Raw genomic sequence first — 18368 nt, 5'->3', positions numbered from 1 at the left:
AATAAGCCTATAATTGAGCAAAAAAAGGATATTAATGGAACTTTCACTCTCTTCTTGGATGATGATTGCTTTTTTACTCGGTCTCGGTCTGAGTGCATGGAAAATGTATAAATTTATGCCGACAAAACAACTCAAAGATGATGACACAACCCCTCAGGCACAGACAGAATTAATGGATTTGATTTTAAAAATCATAAAAGGCAGTCATGGAGAACTCACAGAAAAAGAGTTGCATGAAATGGTCACAAAACACGAAGATTTTGACAAAGAGCATTTTTGGAGATTTAATGAAAACAAACTAAGACAGCTGTTACATATACACTATACAAAAAATCCTGATACAAAAAGTATCAGGGATATTCACAAAAAACTGCACTCTTAGTTTCTGTTCATGGCATTCAAGTCTTTATAGGCCTGAATAACACGCTCAACCAGACCTTCCTGTCCGGCACGCAGCCATTTTCTTGGATCATAGTATTTTTTGTTCGGTTTGTCTTCACCTTCCGGATTTCCGATTTGACTCTGAAGATAATCATGATACTTTTCTATATACTGACGAACGCCGTTCCATGTTGCCCACTGAGTATCGGTATCGATATTCATTTTTACAACACCGTAACTGATCGCTTCACTGATTTCTGAAGGCAAAGATCCTGAACCGCCGTGAAATACAAAGTTGACAGGTTTCTCTTTTGTATGCAGTTTTTCCTGAATATATTTTTGTGAATTGTCTAGTATCTTAGGTGTCAACTGTACATTTCCCGGCTTGTAAACACCGTGTACATTTCCAAAGGAAGCGGCTATTGTAAAATTTGGAGAAATTTCACTCAACTCTTTATAGGCAAGAGCCACCTCTTCGGGTTGGGTATATAAAAGTGCATTGTCAATGTTTGTGTTGTCCACACCGTCTTCTTCTCCGCCTGTACAGCCTAGCTCTATTTCGATGCTCATACCGATTTTGTTCATTCTTTCAAAATAGGCTTTACATGTACCGATGTTTTCATTTAAAGACTCTTCTGAGAGATCAAGCATATGGGAAGAAAACAGCGGTTTTCCCTGTGTTTTGTAATAACTCTCACCTGCTTCAAGCAGAGCATTTATCCACGGAAGCAGCTTTTTTGAGGCATGGTCAGTATGCAGAATCACCGCAACACCGTAAGCCTCTGCCATCATATGTGTATGAATCGCACCGGCCACCGCTCCAATAATTGCTGCTTTTTCACCATCATTGCTTAAACCTTTGCCTGCATAGTAGGAAGCACCCCCGTTACTGAACTGTATAATCACAGGAGAGTCGGCTTTTGCAGCAGCTTCCAATACACCGTTGACAGAGTCAGTATTTACAACATTGACAGCAGGTATAGCAAAACCATTTTCTTTTGCATATTCATAGACTTTTAAAACATCATCACCAAAAAGGACCCCGGGTTTAACAATATCCAATACACCATTACTCATAATAATTCCCTAAAAAATTTAATTTTACAATTATAATATATAGTTCATTTAAAAGAACTTTATGCTAAAATCAGAATCCCAAAGGATACATAAAGATGAGTGCTTGTGAAGAAATCAATACTGATATAGTTTTAATAGATATCATTAATTTTTCAATGCTTACCATACAGCAACAGTTTGAAATCATCAATTTTTTGACACGCAGTTACAAAAAAATCATACAACGCCTGCTTGAAAGTGCAAAACTTCCTGTAGAAGAACTTATTTTGGGTTATATCCCGACAGGAGACGGATTTTACTGCATACTCACACCAAAGTTCAGAGGCTACGGAACAATTTTAGGGCTGAGCTTTCATCATTTTTCAGAGCAGCTTTCAAAGAAATTCTCCTATTTTCATGGCTTGCGTATAGCAGTGCATACGGGGAGAATCAATAAATTTACAGACATTTTAGGGCATCAGAATTTTATAGGCACAGGACTCAATGACTGTGCCCGATACTTGGAAATTAAAGACTTCAGTATTTCAACGGTAATGATCTCTCATGAAGCATATTACAATTTTAAACGTTTCATTTCTGTGCATAAAGAGTACAACCAACTCCTTCAGGAAAGAGAATTTAAAAAGTCCACCCTCTTTGCTTTTCAGGACAAGCATGGCAATGAAAAAAAGGGATACCGTGTATGGCTGAGAAAATCAGGTATAATTATTCCTCCAATTTATAAAGGGCACCTCTAAATTTTAACACCCGGTGTTTCAAAAAGGACAGTATATGAAATTTACACTCGATGAATATTCAAAAAAATTTAAAATGTCAAAAGAGATGATCAGTTCAAAACTTCGCAGCAAAAAGTTAAATTATATCGTTGAAGATGACACTGTTTACATAATTGTTCCCGAGGAAGCCTCACCGCAACCACAACAAAGACCTCAGCAAAACACTCCGCCTGCAAAACCACGGACAACGGTTGCCATGGTTTTGTCATTGTACCAAAAAGAGAACCTGCAGCTCAAAGCTAAAATTGTTCAGCTCGAAGAAAAAATAGACAAGCTCATCAATGACAAAGAGCAGATGCTCCGTGATGAGATGAGTAAAATAGAAAGAGTTTATGCCACAAAAGACGAGCAGTTAAAGCAGGTTTTGGAACTGCTCAACACAAAACTTCTTGCCCAAAACAGCAACACGGTACATGATGTCGAACCTTTGCCGCAAACACAAAAAACCATAGAGGCGGAAAAAGACAACCAGATTGTTGAACTCAAAACCTATTTGAAAACACTTGATCTGGAACCCTACCAGAGAAAAATCATCAAAAAAAGATTTTTAGCCGTGTATGACAGTGATATCAGAGTCATTAAACAAAACGGTAAACTCTACCTCGATTTTGCGAAGTATGATTACAGTGATTTGTTAGAGTATTAATGAATGCCAAAAAAAACAGAACATAAAATTATAAAAACCCGTCATATCAAAGAAGCATTGCAAACATTTGCGCAAGAAAATTTTATTCTTCCATCAGAATGTGACTTTGTTATAAACAAGACAGAAACATATATAAAAAGCAATGCCAGCACTTCTTTTGAACTTTACAGCAAAGAGATACAGGAAAAATACAAAGATAAAGAAAAAATACTCAATGAACATGTGGAATTTCAACAGCGCTATACTGTCTCGCTGATGAAAAAAGAAAAAAGAGATCTTGAACTTGAATATACTATAGATTTTTCAAAATTTTTCACACATCCTTTTTTGATACTGTCACCGGATTCAAAAATTCCCTATAAATCACATCAGCCTGTTGAGTTGTTAAAAATACTCTTTAGAGAATGCAACAAAATCAAAGCGTATCATAAAATACTTGTGAACATCTTTGATGAAGAGATGAAAAAATCTCTGAAAATTTTAGTGAAGTACATATATGCAGGAAAATTTGTCAAACGTGTCAAAATTCCTCTGTTTGAAGGAATAGAGCCTGTTCTCACACGTCCGGGTAAACTTATTTTTTGGTTTAAAGAAAAAGCACATACAGGCGAAGTTATTGAAGTAGATGAAAATGAACTTCTTGTTGAGTATAAAAAGCCTGTATACGGACAAAACGGACTCAATGCTTTTGGTGAATATATAGACGCAAATTTTGCCAACAACATGGATGACCTGCAGGCAGATGTTGATGAAAAATCTATTAGAATAGAGGAAAATGCAACATCAAAAAAATATATAAGCAAAATACGCGGATATGTACATTATGACGGCAAAGAACTTCTTGTTGACAATCGCATAAAAGTCAGTGAAATCACAAAGCACAAAGACCTTGTAGAAGACCTCGAAGACAATAATATTGAAATAGTGGTGACACAGCATGATACAGCAAGGGATACCATAAAAGAAGGGGTGACACTTGTTTCAGAGAGAATACATGTAAACGGTTTTGTGGGAGCAAAAAGCCGTCTTGAAGCGATAACCCTTGAAATTGAGGGAGCTACCCACCAGGACTCACTCCAGTATGCAAAATATGCAACCATTAACAGACATAAAGGTACATTACGATGCCATGAGGGGAAAATTTCTCTGCTTGAAGGCGGTGTGGTACATGCAACCACTGTAGAAATTGAGGCTTCCATAGGGGGTGCTGTTTACGCCCAGGATGTTACCATCAAGCACGTGAAAAACAATCTAAAAGTTTATGCTTCGAATTCTATTACCGTCCGGCTTGTATCCGGTGAAGACAATCTCTTTAAAATAAACTACCGTGATGTCCCAATAGTGCAAAGCAAACTGCAATTTATAGACAAAGATATCAAGGAACTCAGGCATAAATTAGAAGGAGCAAAAAGACACAACTTAAGTAAAGTTGAAGAGCTGGAAAAAGAGATTACACGCCTTAAAAAAGAAAAAGAGGCAATACACAACGCCTACAAAAATGCAAAAATTACTGTCAAAGAACCTTTCAAAGGTTTAAACAACATTGTCTTTACTATTGACAATGCCCATGAAATAGCCTACAAAACAGATGCAAAATTCTATCCTCCCTTTTATCTTGAAATACAAGAAAACATCATCACCCTTCACCCTGTCGCAAAATCCATAGTTATCGAAGAAAAATAGTATTTTTTTAATTTTCTCTGTTTATTCTTCAAAATTCCATACTCTTTACATACGGTAATCCGTATACAAAATACATTAAATACATCATTATAATATATATAAATTATATAATACACATTAATCAATATTTATCATACGATAATTATCAATTTATATTATAAAAAATGTATATTTAAGTATTTATTCCGTATAATATTTTTTATGCAAATAAATGATTTATTTAACATCCTCCATAACTCAATAGAGTCTCAATACAATGGGAAAAAGATTTCCCTTAAAGATATGGCTAAAAGTCTGGGGATTTCTATGCGTACATATCAGGACTGGAAACTGGGACGTGCCAAACCACAGGCTGCGGCAACTGTTATAAAAATGTTAGGTAAATTAGATGATGATGAAATTATCAGGGCTGTAAGAAAAATCAACAGATTAGAGGAGTAGCGGAATGGGGATACTGACTAAAAATGAAAGAGATGGTCTTGAAGATGTGTTTTTATCAATACATACATCAACAAATAAATACAAAAAAATCAAAGATTTATCAGCTTTAATTATGATGCCTAAAACGACTCTAAATTTCAAAAAGCTCTTAAAACAGGCTAAATGTGGACTAAAAGAAACAAAAATTTCAGATTTTCTTCTTAAATACACCAAAAAGAAGAAAAATTTAAGCAAATAAACTATAAAGTATCTGTAGCTGAATTATTTCAGGGCAAATCTTAATCCAAGGGTAAATTTATGAATAAAGCACAATTCGTTGAGTTAGTACAAGAACACGGAAACTACAAAACTAAAGTTGAAGCTGAAAATGCAATTAAAGCTTTCACTGAAGCAGTAATCGAAGCCTTAGTAAAAGGGGAAGATGTTTCTCTCGTTGGTTTTGGTAGTTTTGCGGCAGTACTTCAAAAAGGTAAAACCGGTAAAGTTCCGGGTACAGATAAAACTTATACGACTCAAGATAAAATGGTTCCTAAGTTTAAAGCAGGTAAAGGTCTTAAAGACCGCGTTGCAGCTGGTAAATAACTATTTAATAGTATTGCTTTTGAGAAGCAGTACTATTCTTTCTTTTCCCCTATAATTTTTGAACAAAACCCTCCTTTTATATAAAATACAAAACAGACTTGCTATACTACGCAAAAAGCATAAGGAAATTCAATGAAAATAACAAAGAGTGAAGATGAATGGAAAAAAATTCTGAGTCCTGAAGCTTTTTCGGTATGCCGAAAAAACGGCACAGAAGCCCCTTTTTCCGGAAAATATTATGATAACAAAAGTGATGGTATTTACAAATGTATCTGTTGTGGTGCCCCGCTTTTTGAATCAGGTACAAAATTTGATTCAGGAACAGGCTGGCCAAGTTATTATGAAGCTGTTGAAGGGGCTGTCACTGAAATAAAGGATATGTCACACGGTATGATTCGTACAGAAGTCAGATGCAGCAGTTGTGATGCTCACTTAGGCCATCTTTTTCCTGATGGTCCTGAGCCTACGGGATTGCGATACTGCATCAACTCTGTATGTTTAGACTTTGAAGAAGAATAAGGAGCTTTTTAATGAAACGAATTTTACTGGCACTGGTATTACTCTATACGACTCTTTTGTTTTCAACTGAGAATAATCCGCATGTTGTCCTGCAAACAACACAGGGAAATATAGAACTTGAACTTTTTCCAGATGCGGCACCTTTGGCGGTTGAGAACTTTCTTACACATGTAAAGGAAGGCTATTACAACGGTGTTGCTTTTCACCGAATCATTCACAATTTTATGATTCAAGGCGGTGATCCGACTGAAAGCGGCAGAGGCGGTGAAAGCATCTGGCATAAAGAGTTTAAGGATGAATTCAAAGCAAATCTTGTTTTTGACAAACCCGGTATTTTGGCAATGGCAAACAGAGGTCCAAATACAAACGGCAGTCAGTTTTTTATCACAACAGCTCCGACACCATGGCTTAACGGCGGCTATACAATTTTTGGAAAGGTTGCAAATCAAAAATCCATGCAAACTTTGCAAAAACTAAACAATGTCGCTACCTCCGGACGTTCTGGCGGAGACAGACCGCTGGAACGTCAGGAAATAATCAAAGCATACATAAAATAGATACTTTATGTATGCAAGGCCTTAAAAACTTTAAGCGCTTGCAGGTGCTGGGCGACATCATGCACCCGTAAAATGGATGCACCGTTTTTTACTGCTTCAAGATGAAGGGTCAATGTGCCGGGAAGCCTTTCTTCAACAGAAGAAGGTGAAATTTTATCTATCATGGATTTTCTGGAAGCTCCGACCAGCAATGGCTTGCCCAGCGTTAAAAAGTGCTCAAGGCTATTTAAAAGTCTTATATTGTCTTCTACTCTTTTTCCGAAACCTATGCCTACATCAAGCACAATTTTTTTCACTCCAAAACTCTCAGCTTTTTCTACTCTTTTGCTAAAGAAATCATATACATCCTCTATGACATTTTCATAATGGGGGTTTTTCTGCATCGTTTGGGGCGTTCCTTTCATATGCATGATTACCGCTGTTGCATTATAAGCCGCACAAAGCCTGCATACCTCATCGTTTTGCAAACCGGTTATGTCATTTACAATACTAAAACCGCTCTCCAGTGCCCTTTGTAAAACTTTTGGTTCATAACTGTCACAACTGAATTGTACCTTTTCATACAGTTTTTCTTCTTTTATAAGTCTCAAAAGCGGTTCTATTCTTGCCAATTCCTCTTCTACACTCACATATGGAGCATTTGGACGAGAAGAGACAGCACCGATATCTATTATATCTGCACCCTCTTGAATCATAGTCTCTATGGTTTGTATTGCTTCTTTTTCTTTGAGCCTGCTTTGTGCGTAAAAACTGTCATCATTCGCATTAACAATACCCATAATTTCTACTGCATCCGGCTGACGAACCTGCGCAAACTCTTTGAGTTTTTTTGCTAACTCTTTGAGTCCAAAAGGTTGTGCCAACTCTTTTTTTGCCAAAACTTTCAGCTGTTTTGTATTCGCAATGAGTATGCAGTCAACTTTTGGCTTTGCTGCGATAACTGTCCCCCGGGGAACAGCCAAATCAGCCCCGATGGAGAGAGCATCCTGTTTCAAAATATTGGCAGCCCCTACATGCAAATCATATATATATAAAATATGCATTGTTGCTTTTGACGCCAAAATTGTAATACCGCCCGAATCAACACCAAGCTTTTGCAATGCATCTTTTATATTTATTTCATTTGACAGTTTTTCTACTCTCACGGTCTCTCCTGTGCAAAGCTCATAAGCAGCATTGCCAAAACACTTTGAGGCCGTGAATTCAGATCAAGCAATCTGTAGGCCTTGTCAAAATTATCCAGCTGCAATGGAGAAAGTATGAGCCTGTCTATAACAGTTGCTCTGTAAAAAAGCGCTTCAACCAAAGCTTTGGCTTCTGTTTTAGAGACTCTGGCATGCTGTTTTAAAAATGCAAAAACCTCTTTATAGTCAAGTCGTGCAAGTGTAATATCCAAATCCATAACACTGTGATGGAGCTGGTTCTTTAAAATCGGCAGTCGTGAGCGTACAGTAGGCAGCAAGTTGGATTTCGTCGGGGAGATTATAATAAACTCTATATTTGTCGGCGGTTCTTCCAAAAGTTTTAGCAGAGAGTTTTGTGCCACATCAGTAAACTCAAAAGCTGCGATGATGATATACTTTGTCTGTGCTTCACTGATGTACGCTTCAGCCGTTACAAGTTTTGCATGTTCAATTTTAAAATTTTCTTCTATAAACTTTACAACCCGGAAGCCCTGCAGTTCATTTTCCAGTTTTTCAGCAGCTTCCTCCACATCATTTGCAATGAGGATATGCCCTTTTATTGCATCAGGAACTTGCATCAACCTCTCCAAACATTGCAGCATTCAACGAAGCATCAAAAAGTTTGTAGAGCTGTAACAGTTTGATATCCAAATCCGTATCATAGGATTTGAGTGTAAACGCATTGTTAAAATCTTCATCAAAGATCCAAAAATAACTTTCATCTTTTCTTTTGGCGATATCGCTGCGTTTATCATCTCCTTTGCCGATGTACCAAAAAAAATAATCGCCCTTAAAAGAGAGTGAAATCATATCGTCTATAATATCTATCATTTCACCACTGCCTACACTGTTGTAATGGGTATAAATATTGTCAATGCTGATGATAGGTATCATAGGGCGTTCAAGCAGTACTCCGTTTAAAGAACTCAAAATGTAATTTTCAAACCACTTTCTTTTTTCGTCAGTAATTAGAATAATTGTTTTGCCATTAAGAATCTGTTCCAGTGCGTATGCAGTTGTTTTAGACCACTCAAACCGGTGTTCTTCAAGCCAGCTGAGACTGCCGCCCTTTTCTCTTATGGCATCCAGGCTCCATTGTGCAAAATCCGGCATGTAAGTACTTATTTGTCTAGCTCATAGGTATTGTGCAGAGATCGCACCGCAAGTTCTGCATACTTTTCGTCTATAACCATGGATACTTTTATTTCTGATGTTGAAATCATATTGATATTGATATTTTCTTTTGCCATCGTCGAGAAGGCTTTGGCAGCAACACCGGCATGCGATTTCATACCAACACCCACTACCGAAACCTTACAGATATCTTCATTATAAGAATCATCTTTGATTTCACCGCTTTGCACAAAGGTGTCTACAACAGATTTTGCATCATGCAGATCACTCACAGGTACAGTAAAGTCAATATTTGTTGTATCATCAACCGCTTTGTTCTGAATGATCATATCCACATTTACCTCGGCATCTGCCAATGCATTAAAAATATCAGAAGCAATGCCCGGTCTGTCTTTGACACCCATTAAAGAGATGCGTGCCTGGTTTCTGTCTAACGCAATTCCGCTTACTAGTGGTTTTTCCATAATATTTTCTTCCTTTGTAATTAATGTTCCCTCATCATCGCAAAAGCTGCTTCGTGTTACGAGATTGACATTGAGTTTTTTTGCCAGCTCTACAGAGCGGTTTTGTAATACTTTTGCGCCTAATGATGCAAGTTCAAGCATCTCTTCATAAGAGATTTTATCAAGTTTTTTTGCTTTTGGTTCAATTCGCGGATCTGTTGTAAAAATACCTGTCACATCCGTATAAATTTCACATAAGTCAGCTTCTAATGCACCTGCGATAGCAACAGCTGAGAGATCGCTTCCTCCACGTCCGAGTGTTGTGACATCTCCGTCTGTGTTTACTCCCTGAAAACCGGCAACTACAACAACTTTGCCACTTTGCAACGCACTTTTCATAGCTTTGGGATCAATCTCTTCAATACGCGCTTTGGTATGCTGCTTGTCGGTTACAATACCTGCTTTTCTCCCCGTCATTGCAACAGCATCGATTCCCATCTCCTGCAGTGCAATAGAAAGGAGTGCCGATGTCACTCTTTCACCTGAGCTCAAGAGCATATCCATCTCTGCACGGGCAGGATTTTTTGAAAAATGTTCGGCATATCCAACAAGTTTGTTTGTTTCTCCGCTCATTGCCGAAACAACAACTACTACATCATGCCCGGCTTCTTTTGTTTTTGCCACACGATTCGCTACATTTTGTATGCGTTCCAAATCACCAACACTGGTCCCACCGAATTTTTGAACTATTAGCATTTACAACAGCCCCTCTCTTTTAAAATGATTTATAACTTTTTCATATACAGACTGCTTAAAATGCGGTGTAAAGTCTAAAACATCCTCTATTGCCACAAATTTATAGTTTATAAACTCGGGATGCTTTGTATCTAGGTTTATTTTGGCATCTTTTGCGAGTTTGAGTAAAAAATATTTTTGTGTCTGTCCCTTATACGGCTTCATTTTACTCGCAATTTTAGGAGGAAAATCATAAGAAATCCACTCTGGATATTCTGCTATTATTTCAGCAGAGTCTGTCCCTATCTCTTCTTCCATTTCACGGAAAAGAGCCTCTTTGACCTCTTCGCCTTCATCAATGCCACCCTGTGGAAACTGCCAAATGTCAGTCAAATCATTTCTTTGTGCGATAAAAACATCTTTTTTTTGCGGATACTCATTTGAGACGATTATCATAGCAACATTGGGACGGTATATTTCTTCTTTACTCATATAAGCACCTGTATTTAATTGTACGCGATTATACAGCAATAGCAATTAAAATAAGTTTATCCGGCTATAATTTCACTATGTTAGTTTATATTCATATTCCTTTTTGCGATTCCAAATGCTCTTACTGTGCCTTCAACTCTTATGTTGACAAGTTTCATCTCAAAGAGAATTACATGTATGCACTTAAAAAACAGCTGCAGTATGAATTGCAAAGATTTCAGGCAGAAAAAGAGACCATAGAAACTGTTTTCATAGGAGGAGGTACGCCTTCAACCGTTGCCCCGCAGCTTTATGAAGAAATTTTCGACCTGCTTAATCCTTATCTTGTGAAAAACGCAGAAATAACCAGTGAAGCAAATCCAAACTCTGCAACAAAAGAGTGGCTTGAGGGCATGTATACTCTCGGAGTGAACCGTATCAGCTTCGGAACGCAGACTTTTGATAAGGAAAAACTCAAAATTTTAAACAGAGCACATACCCCGCAGATGTCTTCAGATGCTGTTCACAATGCCTCTGCTGTCGGCTTTAAAAACATCTCATTGGATTTGATTTATGCTACCCTGGGTGATACAAAAGAACTTCTTTCACATGACATACAAACAGCGATGTCTCTGCCAATCAATCACATCAGTGCCTATGCCTTAATGATTGAAGAGGGTACGGCCTTTGAAAACCGTCCTCAAATGTCAAGTGAACAGCTCTCACTTACAAAATGGATTTTCAAAGAGATTCAAAAGCATGGGTTTTCACAGTATGAAATAAGCAATTTTGGAAGCTATCAATCTCTTCACAATCTTGGCTATTGGCAATATAAAGACTATATCGGTGCCGGAGCCGGAGCTGTCGGCAAACTTGGACTAACAAGATTTTATCCCTTAACTGATATAGAAGCATATATCAGCGATCCTCTGTCAATCAGACAAGAGATACTCACACGAGAAGACAAAAGACTCGAACAGATCTTTTTGGGTCTGCGCTCTGTTGTCGGCGTAGATCAGGATATATTAAATGCACAGGAACGGCAAAAAGCAGAAATTTTGCTCAATGAAAACAAAATCATGTTAAAAAATAATATTTTATACAACACAGATTACCTTTTGGCAGATGAAATTGCGCTCTTTTTGACCTCTTGAAGATTTTTTAATGATTCTTTGGATAAAATCTCACTATCAATAAACTATGAAGGCTGAATATGTTTGGTATGGGTTTTACAGAGATGCTACTCATAGCAGTTGTCGCTATTTTATTTCTAGGTCCGGACAAACTGCCTAGTACAATGGTCGAAATTGCTAAATTTTTTAGAAACGTTAAAAACACGATAGGAACAGTAAAAGACTCCCTTGAAGAAGAGATGAATTTAAGTCAGATAAAACAGGAAGCACTTGCTTATAAACAAGAGCTTCTCAATGCCAGCGAAAGCCTGAACAAAGTTACAGACATTCCTGCGCAGGCCGGTGCAAAACTTACAAACCTCACAGACAATCTTTTAGAAGATGATGAAGATACAATCGAAAAAGCACCTAAAGAGACGCAGGAAGTGACTTTTAAGAAAAAGAAGAAAGAGAAAGAAAAAGAAAATACAGAGAAAGAAGAAGAAAATAAAAATGTTTGATGAATTAAGACCGCACCTTGTAGAACTCCGAAAGAGGCTGGCTATTTCAGCAGCAAGTTTAATAGTTATGTTTTTTGTCATGTTTTACTTCCATGAACCTATACTTACATGGATGGTACAGCCACTCAATGATGCTCTGACAGAAGTCGGCAAAGTCTCTGTCAATGCGGCAAACGGTATGATTACCACATCACAGGTTGGCGGCGCATTCTTTGTCGCATTGAAAGTTTCCTTTTTTGCAGCGATTGTCGGAGCCTTGCCTATTATACTTTCGCAAATTTGGCTTTTTATCGCGCCTGGACTCTATGCCCACGAAAAAAAGATGATCATTCCTTTTATTGTCGGTGGTACAGTTATGTTTCTTGTGGGTGTTCTTTTTGCCTACTATATTGTGACACCTTTTGGATTTGACTTCCTCATTACCTTCGGTTCATTTAAATTTACTCCGCTTATTAACATCGAGGATTATGTCGGATTTTTTACAAAAATCATGTTTGGTTTCGGTCTTGCTTTTGAACTGCCTGTGTTTGCCTACTTTTTGGCACTTCTCGGACTTGTTGATGACAGACAGATGACGGCATTTTTCAAATATGCAATCATTATTATTTTTATAGTTGCAGCCCTGCTGACTCCACCGGATGTGTTAACACAGCTGCTTATGGCCGGTCCGCTTGTGATACTCTATCTGCTTTCTATTTTGATAGTGAAAATGGTAAACCCTGCCCCGCCTTTGGAAGAAGAAGAAGATGATGATGAAGAGGAAGAAGATGAAAGCAGTTTAAGTGTTAAGCATCATGATGAATATGATGAGCTTACAGACAAAAAGGACAAAGATGAGTAACCAAGAGTTACTCACTGCAAGCTATGACTTCACTCTTCCTGATGAACTTATAGCAAACTATCCTGCTTCTCCCCGTGATCATGCAAAACTTTTAGTCTACGACAGAGCCACGGACACAATTACACATACTTTTTTTTATAATCTTGAAAACTTTCTTTCTCCGGAGTGTGCTCTCATTTTTAATGATACAAAAGTTATAAAAGCAAGACTTTTTGGAAAAAAACAGAGTGGCGGGAAAATAGAACTTCTCATAAACAGAGCCATTACTGCACACAATATCAATGTATATATTCGAGGAAAAGTGAAGAGAGACACAGAGATATTTTTTGATGACAATCTCATGGCAAAAGTGACACAATTAAATGATGACGGCAGTCGTGAAGTCAATTTTTACCAAAATAACATACTCTTACGGTTTGAAGATTTGCTTCCTGTAATAGACAAAATAGGGCATATCCCTCTTCCTCCCTATATTCAAAGACCAGATGAGGATGAAGATGCTGATGAATACCAAAGCGTATTTGCTTCGCAGGAAGGAGCCGTTGCCGCACCTACCGCTTCGCTGCATTTTACCTCCGAGCAGCATAAAAGAATTTGTAAAAAACACAAGCATGCCTATATTACTTTACATGTAGGAAGCGGTACTTTTAAACCTGTGGAAGCTGAAGTGATTACAAACCATCCTATGCATTCGGAGTACTATGATATTTCAAAGGAAGCAAAAGAGATTTTGGATTCTGATATTCCTGTCTTGAGTGTTGGAACAACATCAACAAGAACTATAGAATTTTATGCAAGACACAAAGGACAAATGAGGGGTGAAGCAAATCTATTTTTACATCCAAACAACAAACCCTTACGCGTGAATCATCTTTTGACAAATTTTCATCTGCCAAAATCAACACTGCTTATGCTGGTTGCATCTTTTGTCGGGCTTGATAAAACGCATCAGCTTTACGCTGAAGCGATACAAGAAAAATACAGGTTTTACTCCTACGGCGATGCAATGCTTATTCTCTAAGCACTGCTGTTTCAGCTTCTTGTAATTAAATTATTCTCTTTGATTTTTTTGATAATACTGCTTAAAAAAGAGACTTTCTTCTCTTCATCAGCAAGAAGAGAGACTGCACCAAGATTGAATTTTTCCATTTTGGAATCCAGATAGCCTGTATTAAATTTTCCTGCTCTAAACTCTTTATCCCGTACAATTTCTCTGTGAAGAACAATATTTGTTTTGAATCCTTCAATATAGAACTCATCCAGTGCTCTTTTGGCTTTTCTCACAGCACCCTCCCAGTCCAGAGACCAGACTATGAGTTTTCCAAGCATAGAATCATAACATGTAGGCAATTCATAGCCCGCATAAAGGCTTGTATCAAGACGCACGCCCGGTCCTCCAGGTGTCAGATATTTTGTAACCGTACCGGCAGTTGGCATAAAGTTGTTTTGCGGATCTTCAGAATTGATTCTAAATTCAATGGAATAGCCTCGAAACTGTATCTCTTCTTGTAAAAATTTCAATTTGTCTCCGCCGGCAATCTCTATCATTCTTTGTATAATATCCACACCTGTAATCGTTTCAGTTACAGGATGTTCCACCTGCACTCTGGTGTTCATTTCTATAAAATAAATATTATCCTGTTCGTCAACCAAAAACTCTACTGTTCCGACACTCTCATACCCCAGTCTGAACATTGCTTTGATGGAAACTCTGTAGAGTTCTTTGCGAACCGCATCATTAAGCAGTGGCGACGGTGCAATTTCAATAACTTTTTGGTGACGACGCTGAATCGAGCAGTCTCTCTCTCCCAAATGCACAATATTGCCATATTTGTCAGCAACAATCTGGACTTCGATATGACGAGGATTTTCAACATATTTTTCTATAAAAACATCCCCTTTTCCAAAATATTTCACCGCTTCATTTGTAGCAGATTCAAACATTTTAGAAAACTCTTTTGCCTGCTTGACAATTCTCATTCCTCTGCCGCCGCCGCCGAATGCAGCTTTGATAATTACAGGAAATCCTATCTCTTTGGCAATTTTTTCACCCTCTTTAACATCTATAACCGGTGTGTCAGTCCCTTCTAAGACAGGAACACCGATTTTTTTCATCGCAACTTTGGAAGCCATCTTATCACCAAAAAGTTCAATGTGCTCTGGTTTGGGGCCTATAAATATGATGCCGTTCTCTTCACAGGCTCTGGCGAATTCAGCACTTTCAGATAAAAATCCGTATCCCGGATGTATGGCATCGCAGTTTGCTTTTTTTGCCATTGAAATTATTCTGTCATAGTTCAAATATGCTTCAATAGGATTCCCCATTATAGGATAGCATTCATCTGCCTTGGCAACCCAGACGCCTTCCACATCAACTTCTGAAAACACAACGACTGTTTTTATTTCCAACTCTTTACACGCACGAATAATTCTCAGCGCTATTTCGCCTCTGTTTGCGATCAACATTTTAGATATTTTTTGCTTCATGTGATTCTCCAATATTTTAAACTGCAGTATTATAAAGTTTTAAAAAAATTATCTCTATACTTTAATTGGCATTAAAGTTATCTATTTTTGTAATTTTTATTTTCTAATTTTGCTATAATAAGAATTATGAAAAAAACAACTTTAGAAAAAAAGATAAAAATCTCCAATTATATTATGTATTACATCTATACCAATATAGATACAGATATCAATATGGATGAACTTGCCCAAAACCTGAAAATCAATAAATTTTACATGCATAAGATTTTCAAAGAGATATTCAACCGAAATATATATGAAAGTATAAAATCCATACGCCTGCAAAAAGCTTCCAATCTGCTCTTAACCAACAAATACTCCACAATATCCGAAGTTGCAAACTCCTGTGGATACTCTTCGCAGACTTCTTTTATACGCGCTTTTAAAATCCGCTTTGCCATGACACCCAAAGAGTGGCGAAAAGGGGGCTACAAAAAGTATTCGAGCAAAATCCTCAAGCAGTCTTTAATAGCCACAAAATCAAAGGCACAGTTTCATACCATTACACCTGAAATTGTGAAGATGCCTGAACTTTCAGCATACTACATAAGACACAGGGGATATAACGACAGCATAAAACAGACTTGGCAAAAACTCCAAACATGGGTGTTTAGCAACAATCTCACCAACTACAAAGAAATTGCACTTCTGCATGACAATCCGGCAATTACACCGCTTGACGAGTGCCAATATGTCGCCTGCATCGTCAATGAGGATCCAAATATTACCGTGAATGACAGATTGCCAAACTTTAAAATCTCAGGAGGAGTCTATGCAAAATTTGATCTGCAGGGAGAATCCGGAGACTTTTTGAAATTTATTCATTGGGTATATCACAGCTGGCTGCCGCAAAATGAGTATGAAACCACAACAAAACCCCCTTATGTCGTTTATAAAAAAAACAAGTATTTATCCAAAGACAATAAGTTTGACATCAGTCTTTATTTATCAATCAGTTACTAAGATAGACTCTTGCATTTTTTATCTCTACGGTTCCGGCCAGTTCCGCTTCAAAAATTTTTGTCGGATATTTTTGCAAAGCTTCTTCGTATGTCGGATTACTTTGACAATAGTGCAAAAACTCATCTAAAGCCACTTCTTTACATGTAAACCCTGCAAACTCTGCTACAAAAGCATCTAGATTATAAATAGCTTTTGCTTTTGCTTTTGCAAGTAAATTATTTGTCGCTTCACTCTCTCCTATACGGTGTGGTAAAACATATACCTCTTTTCCCATTTTCAAAGCATACTCAACACTGCGCATTGTTCCTGAGTTAAAATCTGCATAAGTCACTACAAGTACATCTCCCAAAGCAACAACTATTTCATTTCGCAAAGGGAAATGATACTTACGAGAAGGAGTCCCTTCTTCAAACTGACTCAGTACCAAACCGTTTATCTCAATATCTGCAATAATATTTTTGTTGATTGCAGGATAGCGCTTGTCAAGTCCTGTTGCTGCAACCATAATGGTGTTTTTTGCACCGGCAGCCTTATGTGCAATGGCATCAACGCCCAAAGCACCGCCGCTTACTATGCAGACACCCTCTAAAGAAAGCTTGTGAGAAAGCCGGTGTGTCAATTCTCTTGCATATTGATTTGGTTTTCTGCTTCCTACAATTGCAATTTTCTTTTTATGCAATAATTCACTGTTTCCTTTGTAAAAAAGTTTCTCCGGATAGTGCTTCATAGCATCAAGTTCGGGTATATGAAAATTTATTTGTTGCATTGCAAAGTCAATATATTTTATTTATCTGCACTAACTCAACATCTTTGAACAAAGCCTTAGATTCAGAGAGTGCCTGCAGTGTATTTTTATGAGGATGGCCTATTGCAATGGCACTGCCATGTGCCTTTGCAACTGCAATAGCTTTTTTTATCTGCTTTAATATATATGGCTTGTCCATGTGATGATCCAAAAAAACATCGCGCGCAACATATTTCAGTCCGAAATTTTTCAGTACTTTTGGTGCCATTGTTTTAGCAGTCGTTCTGCTGTCTATAAAGCGTATATGGTTTGCATTTAGCGCAAAAACCAGTCTGTTCATTGCTATTTCATTTGATGTAAACTTGCTGCCGGTATGATTGTTGATATAAGCGACTTTTGGAAACAGTTTTTTAATATCTTTAATTTTTGCAGAGATTTTTTGCTGAGAATCATGTATGCGGAGAGTATGCGGTTCCTCAGCACTAAAGTGCATTGCTTCCATCGGTAAGTGAACCATATAAAACTTTTCATGTGATGCAAGTTTCGCAGAGTCGGGTCTTGCTGCACGTGGTGGCAGAAAAGACATAGTAACATTGAGATGCAAACGTTTTACGGCTCTTACCTGAGATGCGGTCTGCATATCATCTATGATGATAGCCAATTTCGGTTTTGATGTATAAATCTGCACTTTTTTCGGTTTTTGCTTCGGAGGGTTTGCCAGGGTTTCATTATCTATTTCATGTGCTGCGGAAACGTATGTTTTTGTCTCTTTTTTCAGTACCTCCTGCAGTCTTTTGTTTACACTTACAGCTGGTGCCTTTGGAATTGTTTGTGCTGACTTGTGCTTTGTTATTGACTTTTCTTTTTTATGCGTTTTTCCATCATTTGCTCCAAAATAATACCCTGTAATTAAAGATATTAAAACAAGGGCTGTCAGTGCTAAAAACCATGCTGTATATTTTAATAAAGAAGAACCGGTTTTTTTCTTCGTTCTTCTTGTTCTTTTTTTTCTTTTTGCCATCTACTCTTCA

The 18368-nt window shown here is 37.5% G+C and carries 23 protein-coding genes; 14 read left to right on the top strand and 9 right to left on the bottom strand.

The genetic code is table 11. From position 1 onward, the window contains the following. Positions 1–34 precede the first annotated feature (34 nt). Positions 35–382, top strand: coding sequence for a hypothetical protein (locus ETP70_RS02885; RefSeq protein ID WP_151899768.1), 348 nt, complete (start codon positions 35–37; stop codon positions 380–382). Here ETP70_RS02885 and fbaA read toward each other — a convergent pair. Then, complete coding sequence (gene fbaA / locus ETP70_RS02880) at positions 379–1458, bottom strand: class II fructose-bisphosphate aldolase (protein WP_151899767.1); 1080 nt, start codon at positions 1456–1458, stop codon at positions 379–381. The genes ETP70_RS02885 and fbaA overlap by 4 nt on opposite strands. Positions 1459–1553: 95 nt before the next feature. Between fbaA and ETP70_RS02875 the strand changes: the two genes are divergently transcribed. The 8 genes from ETP70_RS02875 to ETP70_RS02840 all read left to right on the top strand — a co-directional run bounded on the left by ETP70_RS02875 (position 1554) and on the right by ETP70_RS02840 (position 6662). Beyond that, complete coding sequence (locus ETP70_RS02875) at positions 1554–2195, top strand: hypothetical protein (RefSeq protein WP_151899766.1); 642 nt, start codon at positions 1554–1556, stop codon at positions 2193–2195. 34 nt (positions 2196–2229) lie between these two features. Continuing rightward, positions 2230–2880 carry a hypothetical protein gene (locus ETP70_RS02870; protein WP_151899765.1) on the top strand — a complete coding sequence of 217 codons (651 nt, stop codon included), beginning with the start codon at positions 2230–2232 and terminating at the stop codon, positions 2878–2880. 3 nt (positions 2881–2883) lie between these two features. Then, positions 2884–4563, top strand: a complete 1680-nt coding sequence (locus ETP70_RS02865) for a flagellar assembly protein A (protein ID WP_151899764.1) — start codon at positions 2884–2886, stop codon at positions 4561–4563. A gap of 201 nt (positions 4564–4764) precedes the next feature. After that, positions 4765–5004, top strand: coding sequence for a helix-turn-helix domain-containing protein (locus tag ETP70_RS02860; RefSeq protein WP_151899763.1), 240 nt, complete (start codon positions 4765–4767; stop codon positions 5002–5004). Between the two features lie 4 nt (positions 5005–5008). Continuing rightward, on the top strand, positions 5009–5242 hold the full coding sequence (locus ETP70_RS02855; RefSeq protein WP_151899762.1) for a hypothetical protein: 234 nt from the start codon (positions 5009–5011) through the stop codon (positions 5240–5242). 59 nt (positions 5243–5301) lie between these two features. Continuing rightward, positions 5302–5586, top strand: coding sequence for an HU family DNA-binding protein (locus ETP70_RS02850; RefSeq protein ID WP_151899761.1), 285 nt, complete (start codon positions 5302–5304; stop codon positions 5584–5586). 132 nt (positions 5587–5718) lie between these two features. After that, positions 5719–6105: a peptide-methionine (R)-S-oxide reductase MsrB gene (gene msrB / locus ETP70_RS02845; RefSeq protein WP_151899760.1), complete on the top strand. Its 387-nt coding sequence runs from the start codon at positions 5719–5721 to the stop codon at positions 6103–6105. An 11-nt stretch (positions 6106–6116) separates the two neighbouring features. Beyond that, positions 6117–6662 (top strand): peptidylprolyl isomerase, encoded by a 546-nt coding sequence (locus tag ETP70_RS02840; protein ID WP_151899759.1) that lies wholly within the window; start codon positions 6117–6119, stop codon positions 6660–6662. 5 nt (positions 6663–6667) lie between these two features. Here the strand turns inward: ETP70_RS02840 and folP are convergent, their stop codons facing one another. From folP to ETP70_RS02815, 5 genes are read right to left on the bottom strand one after another with little or no spacing between them, the layout of a single operon-like run. Continuing rightward, positions 6668–7807, bottom strand: a complete 1140-nt coding sequence (folP, locus tag ETP70_RS02835; RefSeq protein WP_151899758.1) for a dihydropteroate synthase — start codon at positions 7805–7807, stop codon at positions 6668–6670. Beyond that, positions 7804–8424 (bottom strand): DNA polymerase III subunit delta', encoded by a 621-nt coding sequence (locus ETP70_RS02830; protein WP_151899757.1) that lies wholly within the window; start codon positions 8422–8424, stop codon positions 7804–7806. Before ETP70_RS02830 ends, folP begins: the two co-directional genes overlap by 4 nt. Next, the gene (locus tag ETP70_RS02825; protein WP_151899756.1) at positions 8411–8959 is read right to left on the bottom strand and encodes a HobA family DNA replication regulator; all 549 of its coding nucleotides are present in this window, start codon (positions 8957–8959) and stop codon (positions 8411–8413) included. Before ETP70_RS02825 ends, ETP70_RS02830 begins: the two co-directional genes overlap by 14 nt. Positions 8960–8967: 8 nt before the next feature. Then, complete coding sequence (locus ETP70_RS02820; protein WP_151899755.1) at positions 8968–10179, bottom strand: aspartate kinase; 1212 nt, start codon at positions 10177–10179, stop codon at positions 8968–8970. Continuing rightward, positions 10180–10650: an RNA pyrophosphohydrolase gene (locus ETP70_RS02815; RefSeq protein WP_151899754.1), complete on the bottom strand. Its 471-nt coding sequence runs from the start codon at positions 10648–10650 to the stop codon at positions 10180–10182. Between the two features lie 77 nt (positions 10651–10727). Between ETP70_RS02815 and hemW the strand changes: the two genes are divergently transcribed. From hemW to queA, 4 genes are read left to right on the top strand one after another with little or no spacing between them, the layout of a single operon-like run. Beyond that, positions 10728–11783, top strand: coding sequence for a radical SAM family heme chaperone HemW (gene hemW / locus ETP70_RS02810; protein ID WP_151899753.1), 1056 nt, complete (start codon positions 10728–10730; stop codon positions 11781–11783). A 59-nt stretch (positions 11784–11842) separates the two neighbouring features. Further along, positions 11843–12262, top strand: a complete 420-nt coding sequence (tatB, locus tag ETP70_RS02805; RefSeq protein ID WP_151899752.1) for a Sec-independent protein translocase protein TatB — start codon at positions 11843–11845, stop codon at positions 12260–12262. Further along, on the top strand, positions 12255–13103 hold the full coding sequence (gene tatC / locus ETP70_RS02800) for a twin-arginine translocase subunit TatC (RefSeq protein WP_151899751.1): 849 nt from the start codon (positions 12255–12257) through the stop codon (positions 13101–13103). The genes tatB and tatC overlap by 8 nt, the downstream gene beginning before the upstream one ends. After that, entirely contained in the window at positions 13096–14124 is a 1029-nt protein-coding gene (queA, locus tag ETP70_RS02795; RefSeq protein WP_151899750.1) for a tRNA preQ1(34) S-adenosylmethionine ribosyltransferase-isomerase QueA, read from the top strand. Before tatC ends, queA begins: the two co-directional genes overlap by 8 nt. 11 nt (positions 14125–14135) lie before the next feature. Here the strand turns inward: queA and ETP70_RS02790 are convergent, their stop codons facing one another. After that, on the bottom strand, positions 14136–15590 hold the full coding sequence (locus tag ETP70_RS02790; protein ID WP_151899749.1) for an acetyl-CoA carboxylase biotin carboxylase subunit: 1455 nt from the start codon (positions 15588–15590) through the stop codon (positions 14136–14138). A gap of 126 nt (positions 15591–15716) precedes the next feature. On the opposite strand from ETP70_RS02790, the gene ETP70_RS02785 reads away from it, so the two are divergent. Continuing rightward, positions 15717–16592: an AraC family transcriptional regulator gene (locus ETP70_RS02785; protein WP_151899748.1), complete on the top strand. Its 876-nt coding sequence runs from the start codon at positions 15717–15719 to the stop codon at positions 16590–16592. Here the strand turns inward: ETP70_RS02785 and ETP70_RS02780 are convergent. Both ETP70_RS02780 and ETP70_RS02775 read right to left on the bottom strand, forming a co-directional pair. Beyond that, positions 16582–17358, bottom strand: a complete 777-nt coding sequence (locus tag ETP70_RS02780; RefSeq protein WP_151899747.1) for a DNA-processing protein DprA — start codon at positions 17356–17358, stop codon at positions 16582–16584. The genes ETP70_RS02785 and ETP70_RS02780 overlap by 11 nt on opposite strands. A gap of 7 nt (positions 17359–17365) precedes the next feature. Next, complete coding sequence (locus ETP70_RS02775) at positions 17366–18358, bottom strand: divergent polysaccharide deacetylase family protein (RefSeq protein WP_151899746.1); 993 nt, start codon at positions 18356–18358, stop codon at positions 17366–17368. Between the last annotated feature and the right edge of the window lie 10 nt (positions 18359–18368).

Origin of the sequence: Sulfurimonas hydrogeniphila (assembly GCF_009068765.1) — a bacterium.
GTDB lineage: Bacteria > Campylobacterota > Campylobacteria > Campylobacterales > Sulfurimonadaceae > Sulfurimonas > Sulfurimonas hydrogeniphila.
The sequence above is the reverse complement of the archived record's forward strand: the minus strand, read 5'-3'. Positions and strand labels throughout refer to the sequence as shown.